At 71.2% G+C, this 13,914-nt stretch carries 12 protein-coding genes; 2 read left to right on the top strand and 10 right to left on the bottom strand.

Features of this window, described 5'->3' with window-relative positions:
* Window positions 1-12: 12 nt before the first annotated feature.
* The 10 genes from WH85_RS24505 to WH85_RS24460 form a co-directional block, all read right to left on the bottom strand.
* Window positions 13-1,716 (bottom strand): M16 family metallopeptidase, encoded by a 1,704-nt coding sequence (locus WH85_RS24505; protein ID WP_045744334.1) that lies wholly within the window; start codon window positions 1,714-1,716, stop codon window positions 13-15.
* Complete coding sequence (locus WH85_RS24500) at window positions 1,713-2,657, bottom strand: DUF4034 domain-containing protein (protein ID WP_045744383.1); 945 nt, start codon at window positions 2,655-2,657, stop codon at window positions 1,713-1,715. The genes WH85_RS24505 and WH85_RS24500 overlap by 4 nt, the downstream gene beginning before the upstream one ends.
* Window positions 2,658-2,728: 71 nt before the next feature.
* Entirely contained in the window at window positions 2,729-4,198 is a 1,470-nt protein-coding gene (locus WH85_RS24495; protein WP_045744333.1) for a peptidase M16 family protein, read from the bottom strand.
* Window positions 4,195-5,106, bottom strand: a complete 912-nt coding sequence (locus WH85_RS24490; protein WP_211275435.1) for a hypothetical protein — start codon at window positions 5,104-5,106, stop codon at window positions 4,195-4,197. The genes WH85_RS24495 and WH85_RS24490 overlap by 4 nt, the downstream gene beginning before the upstream one ends.
* A gap of 71 nt (window positions 5,107-5,177) precedes the next feature.
* On the bottom strand, window positions 5,178-6,356 hold the full coding sequence (locus WH85_RS24485) for an ROK family transcriptional regulator (RefSeq protein ID WP_045744331.1): 1,179 nt from the start codon (window positions 6,354-6,356) through the stop codon (window positions 5,178-5,180).
* A gap of 34 nt (window positions 6,357-6,390) precedes the next feature.
* Window positions 6,391-7,653 carry a sugar ABC transporter permease gene (locus WH85_RS24480; protein ID WP_045744330.1) on the bottom strand — a complete coding sequence of 421 codons (1,263 nt, stop codon included), beginning with the start codon at window positions 7,651-7,653 and terminating at the stop codon, window positions 6,391-6,393.
* Window positions 7,650-8,453: an ATP-binding cassette domain-containing protein gene (locus WH85_RS24475; RefSeq protein ID WP_045744329.1), complete on the bottom strand. Its 804-nt coding sequence runs from the start codon at window positions 8,451-8,453 to the stop codon at window positions 7,650-7,652. The genes WH85_RS24480 and WH85_RS24475 overlap by 4 nt, the downstream gene beginning before the upstream one ends.
* Before the next feature lie 164 nt (window positions 8,454-8,617).
* Window positions 8,618-9,721, bottom strand: a complete 1,104-nt coding sequence (locus WH85_RS24470; RefSeq protein WP_045744328.1) for a sugar ABC transporter substrate-binding protein — start codon at window positions 9,719-9,721, stop codon at window positions 8,618-8,620.
* Window positions 9,722-9,970: 249 nt separating this feature from the next.
* Complete coding sequence (gene ybaK, locus WH85_RS24465) at window positions 9,971-10,453, bottom strand: Cys-tRNA(Pro) deacylase (RefSeq protein ID WP_045744327.1); 483 nt, start codon at window positions 10,451-10,453, stop codon at window positions 9,971-9,973.
* Window positions 10,454-10,483: 30 nt separating this feature from the next.
* Window positions 10,484-11,674: a class I SAM-dependent methyltransferase gene (locus WH85_RS24460; protein WP_045744326.1), complete on the bottom strand. Its 1,191-nt coding sequence runs from the start codon at window positions 11,672-11,674 to the stop codon at window positions 10,484-10,486.
* 216 nt (window positions 11,675-11,890) lie between these two features.
* Between WH85_RS24460 and groES the strand changes: the two genes are divergently transcribed.
* Window positions 11,891-12,205, top strand: coding sequence for a co-chaperone GroES (groES, locus tag WH85_RS24455; RefSeq protein ID WP_014440794.1), 315 nt, complete (start codon window positions 11,891-11,893; stop codon window positions 12,203-12,205).
* A gap of 72 nt (window positions 12,206-12,277) precedes the next feature.
* Complete coding sequence (groL, locus tag WH85_RS24450; RefSeq protein ID WP_045744325.1) at window positions 12,278-13,909, top strand: chaperonin GroEL; 1,632 nt, start codon at window positions 12,278-12,280, stop codon at window positions 13,907-13,909.
* The last annotated feature ends 5 nt before the right edge of the window (window positions 13,910-13,914 follow it).

Genomic DNA, 13,914 nt, shown 5'->3' with positions numbered 1-13,914 from the left:
CGGCCGAAACTCTCAGCGCCCTCGCAGGCTGCGGACAGCTTTGAACACGCCGTATCCGGCACCGGCCGCGAAGGCCAGGAAGATCAGTCCGAGGACGACCTCGAAGCCCCTGTCCACGTCGTCGAGTGTCGACGCGAGCAGCATCAGCAGGCCGAGACCACCGAAGAGGAGCAGCCCCGGAACGGCGAAGACCAACCCCACGATCGGGCCGGCCTTGCCACCCTGCGACGGCGCCTGCGGGTGGCCGTACCCGCGCTGCCCCGGCGGCTGCGGGGCCGGGATGCGGGACGGGTCACGGGCCGGCATGGCGGCGTGCAGCTCCGGGCGTACCCGGGAGTCCAGGGCCGGCAGCAGGGCGTGCCCGTTGGTGAACAGGGTCGGCTCGAAGTGCACCTGGATGCCGTCGTGGCCGACGAACCGGCGGGCGCCGTCCGGCCAGATCAGCAGCACCGAGCACTCGTCGAAGTGGACGGTCGCCGCCGAGCCGTCACCGACCAGGCTGATCCCGCGCTCACCGGCCACCACCACGACGGACGGGTCCTCCAGCGAGGGGTACGCCGTGCCCTGCGCCACCGACTCGGACTCCCGGGGTGCCTCGGCGTATCCGGCCCAGTCCGCGCGGGTCCGCCCCGGCGTCATCAGCAGGCCGTCGGCGTGCGCGGTCACCGCGACCGCCGCCACGTCGGCCACCGTGACCGCGCGCAGCTCGGCGAGCGAGTCCTCGAGCGTCTGCACGGGCCGGCCGGAGAGCAGGTTGAACGCCTGTCCGGGCAGACGGGCGCCGCTCTCCTCGGCCCGGGTGGCCTCCTCGGCCCGCTGGGTGATCACGGTCTTGACGTCGGCCTCGTCGATCAGGCCGAGCCGGAACCCGGCCAGCACGTCGACGAACCCGCCGAGCACCGCGGACTGCTTCTCCGGCAGCACGTCGGCGACCGCGGTGACCACCGCACTGCCGTCGGCCCGCGGCTCGTAGTTGGTCTGCACCGTGTACGACAGGCCGCTCTCCTGCCGCAGGGAACGGAACAGCGCGCGTTCCAGGACGCCGCTGAACACCGCGGACCGGGCCTCCCGGCGGACCACGGTGTCCCAGCCGACCACGTTGGACGGACCGGAGAAGTGCGCCGGGCGTACCGGAAGAGCCGACGACGGTGCCGGAACCGGCTGCCGCCGCCCGGACGGCAGGTTGAGTTCGAGGCCCTCGGGAACGCCCGGACCGGCGATCCAGAGGACCGCGTTCTCCTTGGTGAAGTACTGCGCGACCCAGGCGCGCAGGTCGTCGGGGGTGATCCCGGTGAGACCCCATTCCGGGTACGTGGCCAGGCCGTAGTCGCGGGCCCCGTGCCGCCACAGCGCCATCGCCTCGGTCGGTCCCTCGCCCCGCCCGTTCTCCTCGGTGCGCAGGATCTCCTTCTCGGTGACCAGGCGCTGCATCGGCAGGTCGCTCAGCGCGGCGCAGACGCCGTTGAGGAACGCCACGATGTCCGCCTCGGCGCCCTGCATGTGGAAGAAGGTGAACTCCACCCCGGTGGCGCCGTTGTAGTGGTAGTCGGCGACCCCGAACGAGTGCAGCGCCAGGTGCTCGACCAGGTGGGTGATGCCCCGCCGGGCCAGCGTCTCGTCCGCGAAGCCGACCCGGAAGACCAGGCCGGCGTGCATCGGTCCGGTGGTCGGCGCCAGCACCACGGGGATGCCGCCGACCTCGAGCTCAGTGATCATCGTGCGCCTCCGAACGCCCACGTGCGTGCCTGCCGGATCCGGACGGCGGCGTCCGCCTCCTGGTGCGACCAGGGATCGGCGACGGCGAGGTTGCCGAGGACGCCGAACATCCGGGCCGTGTTGGGCTGGTCCTGGACGAGCGCGAAGTATGCCGCAAAGGTGTTCGCCGCGCGGACCCAGCCGTAGTCGCGACGGAACTCCGGGTGCAGCACCGAATGCTCGGCCACCCGGTAGAGGTCGTTGCGCATCCGCTGGTCGTGCAGCAGCGAGCCGCGTTCGGCGTCGTTGTCGGCGGTGGTGTACCGGGCGAAGAACGCCTCGGCGAGCAGCAGGCCGTGCGGGCTGCCGGGCGGGGCAGCCAGCGCCGAGTCCCGGGCGAACTCGTGCAGCTCCTCCCAGCTGCCGAACCACTTGGGCTCCAGCCCCCAGGCGAGCTCCATCTGGCCGGGCAGGTGGTGCGGCACGGCGGCGGAGAGACGGTCGTACCGGCGGCGGCTCTCGGCGCTGCCCAGCGACAGTCCGCGGGCGGCCAGCAGCCGGGCCGTCCAGACCGCGGCGTCGGACCGGTCGTACGCGCTCGCGTCGATCAGCGCCTGCTCGGCCTGGCACAGGTGGTCCCGGAAACCGGCCCACTGCTCCGGCGTCACGTCCTTGGCCCAGGCCGCGGTGCGGATCTCCCAGCCCAGGTAGATCAGGTGGAAGCCGAGCAGCGCCGACGCGGCGCCGTCCCGGGGGTCTTTGCGCAGCACCTCGCGGAGGAAGCCCTCCAGGTCCTTCTCGTCGCCGGCGGTGCGGATCAGCGAGGTCCGGTCCGCGGGGCTCACCGAGTCGAGCAGGGCACGGCACGCGGACCAGTCCCGCCGGGCGAGGGCCGCGGTCAGCACCGGGATGTCCGGATACGCGGCGGCGGGGTCGAAGACCACGTCGGAGGGATGCGACATGGCGCGCAGCATAAGCGTCGATCAACCGTCGACGCATCGGCGATACCGGCCTCAGCCGTTCGACCGACGGTTCAGGTCTCTCGGCGCCACCACGGCCGGCCGGCCACCGGGGCCGGGACCGCCGACGGGTCACGGGCCGGCATCACCACCCGCAGCGCACCGGGGAAGCGCTGGTCGAGGTCCCGGACGACCTCTTCGGCGCCGCGGAACAGGGTGGGTTCGACCTTCGCCACGATCGCGTCCTCACCGACCAGATGGCGTCCGCCGTCCGGCCAGGCGAGCAGGGCGGCGCAGGTGTCGTACCGGACGGTCGCGGTGGCATCGCCGGTGATCACACTCACACCCTCGTCGCCGTGGATCAGGCGCAGCGCCCGGTCCTTACGCCCCCGGTACGCCCGGCCGCTCACCACCGGGCCGGACGAGACCGGGGCGGCGGCGTACCCGGCCCAGTCGGCGGCCGTGCCCTCCGGGGTCATCAGCAGACCCTCCCGGTACGCGTCCGCGGCCACCTCCGCCACGTCGGCCGCGGTGACCGCGCGGACCTCGGCGAGCACCTCACCGATGCCCTGCACGCCACGGCCGGCGAGCAGGTTGAACGCCTGCCCCGGCAGCCGGCCGCCCCGGGACTCGGCGTGCTTGAGACCGTCGCAGGTCAGGCCGACGACGGTGGCCACGTCCTCGTCGTCGATCCGGCCGGCCCGCATCCCCGCCAGCACGTCGACCATCCCGCCGAGCACCGCCTCCCGCCGTCCGGGCAGGGAGTCGGCGTACGCGGTGATCCGGGCGGAACCGGCGGCCCGGGGTTCGTACTCGGTGCGTACCTGATCCGAGATGCCGCCCCGCAGGCGCAGGTCACGGAACATCTGGCGCTCCAGGACGTTGGCGAAGACCGCGGCACGGGCCTCACGGCGTACCACGGTGTCCCACCCCACCATGTCGCTGTCGCCGGCGAACCAGGCCGGTGCGCCAGGGGGTGCGGCCGACGGTGCCGGAGGCGCCTGCCGGACGCCGGAGCGCAGGTCCAGGCGCAGACTCTCGGCGGGACCGTCACCGGCCACCCAGAGCGCCGCGTTCTCCCTGGTGAAGAACCGGCCGATCCAGTCGTGCAGGTCCTCGCCGGTGATCCGGTCCAGGCCCCACTCGGGGTAGCTGGCCATGCCGAAGTCGCGGGCGCCGTAGCGCCACATCGGCAGCCGGTCGCGTCCCCGGCCGGCCGATTCGGCGTGCAGGGCCTCCGCCGCCTCGGCGATCCGGTCGGCCGGCGGGTCGCGCAGCACCGCGCAGACCCCCTCCAGGAAGGCGGTGATCTCGTCAGCGGTGCCCTGGGTGTGGAAGTACGTGTGCTCCACGCCGGTGGCGCCGTTGCGGTGGTGACCGGCGGAGGGCCGGCCGAGCACCAGGTGCTCGACCAGGTGGGTGATGCCGCGCCGGGCCAGCGGCTCGTCCGCGATGCCGACCCGGAAGACCAGGCCGGCGTGGGTGGGACCGCCGGTCCGGGCGACCACGGCGGGGATCCCGTCCACCTCGGTCAGCCTGATCATCGGTCTCCTCCGGCGGCCCGCTCGGCGTTGCGGCGGTACTTGGTGATGACGGTGGCGGGGTCGCCGAGCAGGTTCCACGGGTGCGCGGAGTCCAGCTCGCCCAGTTCGGCGAAGAGGGACGCGGCTGCCTGCTGGTCGTCGAGCAGCGCGAAGACCATCGCGAAAGTGCTCACGACCTCGACCCATCCATGGGTACGCCGGAAGTCCGGGTGCCACACCGCGTGGTGGGCGGCGTCGTACAGCTCGGCCCGGACGGTCTCGCCCGCCAGGTGGCCCCGGCCGGTCTCCCGCCACCGGCCGAGGTGCACCTCGGCGATCAGCACCGGCTGGTGCGCGCCGGGCGGGGCGTCCTCGGCGGCCTCCACGGCGAACCGGTGGGCACGCTCCCAGGAACCACCGCGACGAGGCGTCAGGTGGTGCAGGAATTCCACCTGTCCGGGCAGGTGGTGCGGGTCGAGCTCGGCCAGCCGGTCGTACCGCCGGCGGGCCTCGGACCGGCCCAGTTCGAGGCGCCGGGCGGTGATCAGCCGGGACACCCAGACCGCGTGGTCGCCGGGGCTGTGCGCGGCGGCCGAGATCAGCACCCGCTCGGCCTTGCGGAAGCACTCCGGGCAGCCCGGCTCGGCGCGCTCCTCGGCGTGCACCTCCCAGCCCACGTTGATCAGGTGCCGGCCGAGCAGGGCGCCGGCCGCGCCGTCGGCCGGGTCGGCGCGCAGCACGCCGCGCAGGAAGTCCTCCAAGCCGGGCTCGTCCGCGCCGGCCTGGATCAGCGCGGTGCGCTCCGCGGGCTCGGCCGGGTCGAGCAGTCCCCGGCAGGCCGGCCAGTCACCGTCGTCCAGAGCCGTCCGCAGTCCCGCGATCTTCGGGTACGCGACGGCCGGGTCCAGAACCGGGTGGTGGGGGGGCATGGCGGGCAGCATAGAGCTTCCGCGATGGCCCCTGGATTTCGGGTGATCAGGCCTTTGTCAGGACAGGCCACTCAGGACAGCAACGGATCGCCGAGCAGATGCTCGAAGGCGAGTTCGGCCGCCCCGATCAACCCGGCGTCCGGACCGAGTTCCGGCGTCCGCAACCGCACGTGTTCCCGGCAGGCGGCGAGCCCGACCCCGTTGAGCCGGCTGCGGATCTGCGCCGCCGCACCGAGATAGACGTCCCGCAGCGTGCCCCCGAAGATGACCACCTCCGGGTTGAAGATGTTCACCAGGTTGCCGACGCCGAACCCGAGCCAGTCGCCGACCTGCCGCATCGCGTGCTGGGCCTGGCTGTCGCCGCGCTGCGCGGACTCCACCACGCCGAGTACCGCCTCCCGGCCGCTGTCGCCGGTCCGCCCGGCCAGCCGCAGCAGCGCGTGCTCACCGATCTCGGTCTCCCAGCATCCGCGCGAGCCGCAGCCGCACGGCCGCCCGTACGGGTTGACGACCATGTGCCCGACCTCGCCGCCGTACCCGCCGTGCCCGGTGACCCGGCGGCCACCGGCCACGATCCCGGCGCCGACACCCGCGTCGCCGTAGAGGTAGATGACGTTGTCGCAGCCCACCGCCGCACCACGGGCGTGTTCGGCGAGGGCGCAGACGTCGGCGTGGTTGCCGGCCGTGAGCCGTCCGAGATCGCCCAGTTCGGCGCGCAGGGCCGCCCCGGCCGGCTCCTGGATCCGGCCGGCCGGTGGGGACAACCGGACCATGCCGTCCTCGCCGCGGACCATGCCGGCCACCGCGAGTCCGGTGCCCACACACCGGGCGTCGTCCGGCACCCCGGTGCGCATCGCCCGGACGTAGCGGGCCAGGGGCCGCACCGCGTCCTCGGCGGTCATCCCGGGTGGGCGTTCGGTCTCGTACTGCTCCAGGATCCGGCCGCCGAGACCGATCCGGGCCGCCCGCAGCCGGTCCACCTCGATGCTCAGCGCGTACGCGTAGATCCGGCCCGACTCGGGCCGGACGACCAGTGACGGCCGCCCGGCCCGGTGGATCCGGTTCGGCACCGCCTCGCTGACCAGTCCCGCACTGATCAGGTCGGCGGTGAGTGCCCCGATGGTGCTGCGGTTGAGTCCGAGACGGGAGGTGAGTTCCGCCCGGGACGTCGCGCCGTGGACGTGCACGTACCGCAGAAGTGTTCCCAGGTTGTGCCGGCGTACCTCTTCCTGACTGGGGCCGGCACGCATCAGCGGAGCACCGTCCCCCGTGCCGGCGCTCGATTCATCGGTTGCCCGTTGCCGCTGCTCTGCGCCGGGCCAGCGCGTCGACGCTCGCCGCTGCCAGCAGCACCAGACCGGTGAAGATGAACTTCTGGCCGGAACTGAAACCCATCAGGCCCATGCCGTTGTCGATGACCGCGATCACCGCGCCACCGATCACCGCGTTGATCACCTTGCCCTTGCCGCCGAAGAGGCTGGTGCCGCCGATGACCGCGGCGCCCACCGAGTAGAGCAGCACGTTGCTGCCACCGGTGTTCGGGTCGACCGAGCCGGCCCGGCTGACGATGAGGATGCCGCCGATCGAGGCCATGAACGAGCCGATGACGAAGACGGAGATGCGGATCCGGTCGACCGGGATACCGGCGCGCCGGGCCGCCTCGGTGTTGCCGCCGACGGCGTACACGTGCCGGCCGTACGTGGTGCGGCCGAGCACGAACGTCCAGATCACCATGAACACCGCGATGATCGGGACGACGATCGGCACGCCCTTCAGCGAGTTGATCGCCGGGTTGATCGACCGTTCCTGGGTGAGCACCCAGGTGCCGGCGACCAGCAGCAGGCCGAGCGCCACGATGCGGGTCGCGACGATGCCGAACGGCTCGGTGACCAGGTTGCGGGACGCCCGTGCCCGGTAGCGGTTGAGCTGTGCCAGGGCGAATCCGGCGACGCCGACGAGGGTGACCACCCAGCTCCAGGTCACCGACAGGTTCGACTTGTTGAGCGAGTTGACGAACTCGTCGGTGATCGAGATGTTCTTGCCGCCCTCGAGCAGGGTCAGCAGGATGCCCTGGAAGCCGAGGAAGGCGGCCAGGGTCACCACGAACGACGGGATCCCGAGCTTGGTCACCAGCAGACCGAGCACGAGACCGATGACCACACCGGTGAGCATGGCCGCCGGGATCGCCACCGACCAGGGAAGTCCCTCGTTGGTGAGCAGGATGGCCAGGACCGCGCCGCACACGCCGCTGGCGAAGCCGGCGGAGAGGTCGATCTCGCCGAGCAGCAGCACGAACACCAGGCCCATGGCGATGAAGACCACCTGGGCGCTCTGGTTGAACAGGTTGGCGAAGTTCAGCGCGGACAGGAACGTGTCGCTGCGGGCCACGCTGAAGATCAGCGTGAGGACGAGCAGGCCGAGGACGGCCGGCAGGGCGCCGAGGTCACCACCGCGGACCCGCGCCCAGTAATCGCGGACGTGGCTGGCGACCGTGGGTTTGACCGCCTGGATGCCGCCGGCCGTGGTCGTGGTGGTCGTCGTGGTCATGGCGCCTCTCCCGGCGTGATGTCGATGAACTCGGCCGGCTTCTCGGCCGGCAGGCCGAGGTCGCCGCTGCGTCCCGCGGTGATCAGTTCGACGATCTGGGAGTGGGTCACGTCCGCGGCCTTCACCTCGGCGGCCATCCGGCCGAGGTAGAGCGCCGCGATCCGGTCGGAGACCGCGAAGACGTCGTTCATGTTGTGCGAGATCAGCACGACGCCGAGGCCGTTGTCGGCGAGCCGCCGGACCAGTTCGAGGACCTGGGCGGTCTGCGCCACGCCGAGGGCGGCGGTCGGCTCGTCGAGGATGACGACCCGGCTGTTCCAGAGGACCGCCTTGGCGATGGCGACGGTCTGCCGCTGGCCGCCGGAGAGGCTGGCGACGAGCTGCCGCAGGGATTTGACGGTGCGGACCGAGAGGCTGCGCAGGGTCTCCCCGGCCATCTCCTCCATGGTGGCCTCGTCCAGGACCAGGCCGGACTTCTTCTCCCGGCCGAGGAACATGTTCTGGACGATGTCCAGGTTGTCGCAGAGCGCGAGGTCCTGGTAGACGACCTCGATGCCGAGCGCCGAGGCGTCCCGCGGGCTGTGGATCGCGACCTCGTCACCGTCGAAGGTGACCGTGCCGGCGTCGATGGTGTAGATACCGCTGATGCATTTGACCAGCGTGGACTTTCCGGCGCCGTTGTCGCCGACCAGGGCGGTGACCTCACCCGGGTAGACGTTCAGTCCGACGTCGTGCAGGACCTGGACGGGACCGAAGCTCTTGTCGATCCCGCGCAGTTCCAGAAGGGGTGTCGCGGTCACTGATGGTTCTCCTTCGTCCGGTGACCGTGGTGCCCGGCTCCGCCACCTCGTCGTGGCTCCGCCGACAGCGGGAGGGGTGACACAGAGCGACTCCGGCGCCGCCCACGGGATCCGTGGACGGCGCCGTCGCGAGTCGCTGTCGCAGGCTGGTCGTCAGCCTTGGGTCAGCTGATGCCGGCCTCGGTGCACGCCGCCGCGAAGTCCGCGGTGCAGAGCTCCTCCTTGGTGACGAAGCCGTCGGCGATGACGTCCTTGACGTTCGCCTTGGTGATCGACTTCGGGGTCAGGAGCACGGACTTGACGTCCTTCTTGGACTCCGGGTCGGTCACGCTGCTGGTGGCGGTGGTGGGCGCCTCGCCCTTGGCCAGCGCGATCGCCAGTTCGGCGGCGGCGTCGGCCTCGTCCTTGATCGCCTTGTAGACGGTCATGCACTGGTCGCCGACCAGGACGTTCTGCAGGCCCTGCACGGTGGCGTCCTGACCGGTCACCGGGACCTGGCCGTTCAGCTTGTTCTTCTTCAGCACCTGGATGGCCGCGTTGCCGAGGCCGTCGTTCGCCGCCAGGACACCCTTGATGTCCTTGTTGGTGGTCAGGTTCTGCTCGAACAGGGTGCCGCCCTGGGCGTTGTCCCAGTCCGGAACGTCGGTGTCCGGGCCCTTGAGGTACTCGCCCGAGTCGAACTTCGGCTTGAGCACCGAGTCGTAGCCCTGCTTGAACAGCGAGGCGTTGTTGTCGGTCGGCGACCCGTTCAGGTACGTCACGACCGGCTTGACGGCCTTCTTCTCGGTGAGGCAGTCGATCAGGCCCTGGCCCTGCAGTTCGCCGACCTTGACGTTGTCGAAGGACACGTAGAAGTCGGCGCCGCCGTTGAGGGTCAGACGGTCGTAGTCGATGGTCGCGATGCCCGCGGCCTTGGCCTTGTCCAGGACGGCCTTACCGGTGCCGGAGTCCAGGTTGACGGTCACCAGGACCTTGACGCCGCTGGAGATCATGCCGTCCGCGAGGGTCTGGAACTGGGTCTTGTCGCCCTGCGCGTTCTGGATGTCGGCCTCGACGCCGGCCGCCTTGAAGGCGTCGGTCAGGTATTTCACGTCGGCGGTCGCCCACCGCGCGGAGCTCTTGGTATCGGGCAGGATCACGCCGACCTTGCCGACGGCCGAGCCGCCCTCGGCGCCGCCTTCGTCACTGTCGCTGTTGCTGCCGCAAGCGGCCGTGCTTCCGGTGGCCAGCAGGCCGACCGCGGCAAGGGCGAACAGTCCCTTACGCATTCCTTGTGTCCTTTCGGGGGGTAAATCCGGAGCCTTATTTCGGATTTGTCAGGGTGCGTGCTGCCTGGGAACGCCGCCGCCCTGGTGACGCCGATGGATCAGGAACCGGTTTGTTGTGCCCGGCAACGTATTCCCGTAGTGGCCTGGAACACAAGGCACAACGAGCGTCGATCCCGTACTCAGGGATAACAATCCGGCAACATGGCTGTGCGGTGATCCCGAAGGACAGTCCCGAGATAACGGGACAAGTCAGGATCGGATGGGCGCCACCGTCGCGTCGGACAGCCGGATCAGATCGGCCGGAGCGAGGGACACCTGCAGGCCACGGCGGCCGGCGGAGACGTACATCAGATCGAGGCCGGTCGCCGAGTCGTCGATCACGGTGGGCAGGCGCCGGCGCTGGCCGAGCGGGCTGATCCCACCCCGGACATAGCCGCTGCTGCGCTCGGCGGCGGCCCGGTCGGCGAGCACGGCACGCTTGCCGCCGGCCGCGTGAGCGAGCGCCTTCAGGTCGAGATCGCCGGTCACCGGCACCACACCGACCACGAGGCCGCCGTCCACCTCGGCGACGAGCGTCTTGAACACCCGGCCCGGCTCGATCCCGAGCGCCTCGGCGACCAGGGCGCCGTAGTTCGGCGCGTCCGGCGAGACGTCGTACGGGTGCAGGGTGTGCTCCACCCGCTCCTTGATCAGCAGGACGGTGGCCGGGGTGCCCGCCGCTTTCTTGGCCATGCGGGCACGCTACTCCCCTGGTGACCGCCGTTACGCCGCGGAGGTCAACAACACCACTGGCGCGCCGTTCATCCTGGTCAGCACCAATCCGGCCGGATTCGGACCGGACAGCTTCAGATCCTTGCGCAGCTGCTCGGGCACCAGCGCCGAGCCCCGCTTGCGGATCTCCAGCCGGCCGACGCCCCGCTCGCGCAACAGGGCCCGCAGGCGCTTGAGCGAGAACGGCAGCACGTCGGTGACGGTCAGCCGGCGCGCGTACGGGGTGTCCACCGGCTCGTCGGTGTAGACATACGCGATCTCCGGGTCGGCCAGCCGACCGCCGACCGTCGCGGCGAACTCGGCCACCAGATGCGAGCGGACCACCGCCGGATCCGGGTCGTACAGGTAGCCGCCCACCGCACCCACCGGCGCCGCCTCGACGCCGGTGCCGGTCAGCTCGCGGACCTCGCCGGACGCGCCGATCAGCGTCGCCCGCCGGGGCGCCGCGGCCAGCGGGCCGCACCAGAACGCGGCCTCGACCAGGTCGCCGCCGACGCTGACCCACTCGCCCTCGGCGCCCGGCGGCAGCAGATCGTGGTCGATGCCGGGCGCGAGCTTCAACGTGGTCAGCGGGACCCGGCCGGGCAGGCCTGCGATGAAGTCCCAGGACGGCGAGTACGACTTCGGATTGAACACCCGCCCCCGGCCGGTCTGCCGGCGGGCCGGGTCGGCGAAGACCGCGTCGTAGCGCTCGACCTCGACCGTGGTGGCGTCGGCGCACTCGACGGTGATCAGCTCGGCGAGACCGGCCGCCTCGGCGTTGGCCGCCGCGATCGCCGCGGTCAACGGGTCGGCCTCCACGGCGTACACCCGGATGCCGCGCCGGGCCGCGGCCAGCGCGTCGGAGCCCAGCCCGCATCCCAGATCCACCAGGGACCGCACCCCGGCATCCGCGAGGCGCGCCGCCCGCCGGTCCGCCACCACCGACCGCGTCGCCTGCTCCCATCCGGGGCGGGTGAAGAACATCCGGGCGGCGTCCGGGCCGAACTTGCATGCCGCGCGCCCGCGCAAACTAGCCTGGGTCAGAGCGGCCGCGGCCAGATCCGCGGGGATGCCCCGCGACCGCATGGCCGAGGCCGCCACGAGTGGGTCGGCACCGGCCAGTTCGTCGGCCGTGGCCAGGGCTTTCTCTCCGTCGGGAGAACGCAGCACGCGCAGCAGCTCAGGGGTCACACCAGGCATTCTCCCTGGCGTGACGTGTTGGCACTCTGGTTGACGGAGTGCTAGATCCGGAATAGTCTCCCCGTTAGCACTCTCAACATGAGGGTGCCAGCCGCACGGCCCGTCCGTGCGGTTAGGCACCAGGCGGACCGGCACCCGCGACGACGGCCCCGCCCGGTGGCATGAGGCATCTGACCGGCCTGACTCAAGGTCGGCGAAACCTGTACCCAGGAGGGTATGCCCGTGACTACCGCGACCAAGGTTGCGATCAAGCCGCTCGAAGACCGCATCGTGGTTCAGGCGAACGAGGCTGAGACCACCACGGCGTCCGGCATCGTGATCCCCGACACCGCCAAGGAGAAGCCGCAGGAGGGCACCGTCCTCGCTGTCGGCCCCGGCCGGATCGACGACAAGGGCAACCGCGTCCCGCTCGATGTCAAGGTCGGCGACGTGGTCCTCTACTCGAAGTACGGCGGCACCGAGGTCAAGTACGCCGGCGAGGAGTACCTGGTGCTCTCCGCCCGCGACGTCCTCGCGGTCATCGAGAAGTAAGACCTAACTGATTGCGCTCGCGCCCTGTTCCGATAACTCGGGGCAGGGCGCTGGTGCGTGAAGGGACCATAAATGGCGAAGATCCTCAGCTTCTCCGACGACGCCCGGCACCTGCTGGAGCACGGCGTCAACACGCTCGCCGACACGGTCAAGGTCACCCTCGGGCCGCGCGGTCGCAACGTCGTCCTGGACAAGAAGTTCGGTGCGCCCACGATCACCAACGACGGCGTCACCATCGCCAAGGAGATCGAGCTCACCGACCCCTACGAGAACCTCGGCGCGCAGCTGGTCAAGGAGGTGGCGACCAAGACCAACGACGTCGCCGGCGACGGGACCACCACCGCCACCGTGCTCGCGCAGGCGCTGGTCCGCGAGGGCCTGCGCAACGTGACCGCGGGTGCCAACCCGATCGGCCTCAAGCGGGGCATGGACCAGGCCAGCGAGGTCGTGTCCAAGGCTCTGCTGGCGAAGGCCGTCGAGGTCTCCGACCACAAGGCGATCGCCAACGTGGCCACCATCTCGGCCCAGGACGCCACCATCGGCGAGCTGATCGCCGACGCGATGGACCGGGTCGGCCGCGACGGTGTCATCACCGTCGAGGAGGGCTCGGCGCTGCACACCGAGCTCGACGTCACCGAGGGTCTGCAGTTCGACAAGGGCTTCATCTCGCCGAACTTCGTGACCGACGCCGAGTCGCAGGAGGCGGTGCTGGAGGACGCGTACATCCTCCTCACCACCCAGAAGATCTCCAGCATCGAGGAGCTGCTCCCGCTGCTGGAGAAGGTCCTGCAGACCGGCAAGCCGCTGCTCATCGTGGCGGAGGACGTCGAGGGCCAGGCCCTGTCCACCCTCGTGGTGAACGCGCTGCGCAAGACCGTCAAGGTCGCCGCGGTGAAGGCGCCCGGCTTCGGTGACCGCCGCAAGGCGATCCTGCAGGACCTGGCGATCGCGACCGGTGGCGAGCTGATCGCCCCCGAGCTCGGTTACAAGCTCGACCAGGTCGGCCTCGAGCAGCTGGGCAGCGCCCGGCGCATCGTCGTCGACAAGGAGAACACCACGATCGTCGACGGTGGCGGCCAGTCCGCCGAGGTCGCCGACCGGGTCTCGCAGATCCGCAAGGAGATCGAGGCGTCCGACTCCGACTGGGACCGCGAGAAGCTCCAGGAGCGCCTCGCGAAGCTCGGCGGCGGTATCGCGGTGATCAAGGTCGGCGCCGCGACCGAGGTCGAGATGAAGGAGCGCAAGCACCGCATCGAGGACGCCATCGCCGCGACGAAGGCCGCGGTCGAGGAGGGCACCGTCCCCGGCGGCGGCGCCGCTCTCGCCCAGGTCGCCAAGGAACTCGAGGGTGGCCTCGGCCTGACCGGCGAAGAGGCCCTCGGTGTCGCCATCGTCCGCAAGGCGCTGGTGGAGCCGCTGCGCTGGATCGCGCAGAACGCCGGCCACGACGGCTACGTCGTGGTGGGCAAGGTCAACGAGCTGGGCTGGGGCCACGGCCTCAACGCCGCCACCGACGAGTACGTCGACCTGGCCGCGTCCGGCATCATCGACCCGGTGAAGGTGACCCGTAACGCGGTCTCCAACGCCGTCTCGATCGCCGGCCTGCTGCTCACCACGGAGAGCCTCGTGGTGGAGAAGCCCGTCGAGGCCGCTCCGGCCCCGGCCGGCGGCCACAGCCACGGCGGTCACGGCCACAGCCACTGATCGTC

This window comes from Actinoplanes rectilineatus (genome assembly GCF_000962825.1).
Classification (GTDB): Bacteria; Actinomycetota; Actinomycetes; order Mycobacteriales; family Micromonosporaceae; genus Actinoplanes; species Actinoplanes rectilineatus.
Note: the sequence above shows the minus strand (reverse complement) of the source record. Positions and strands in the feature narration are given on the sequence as shown.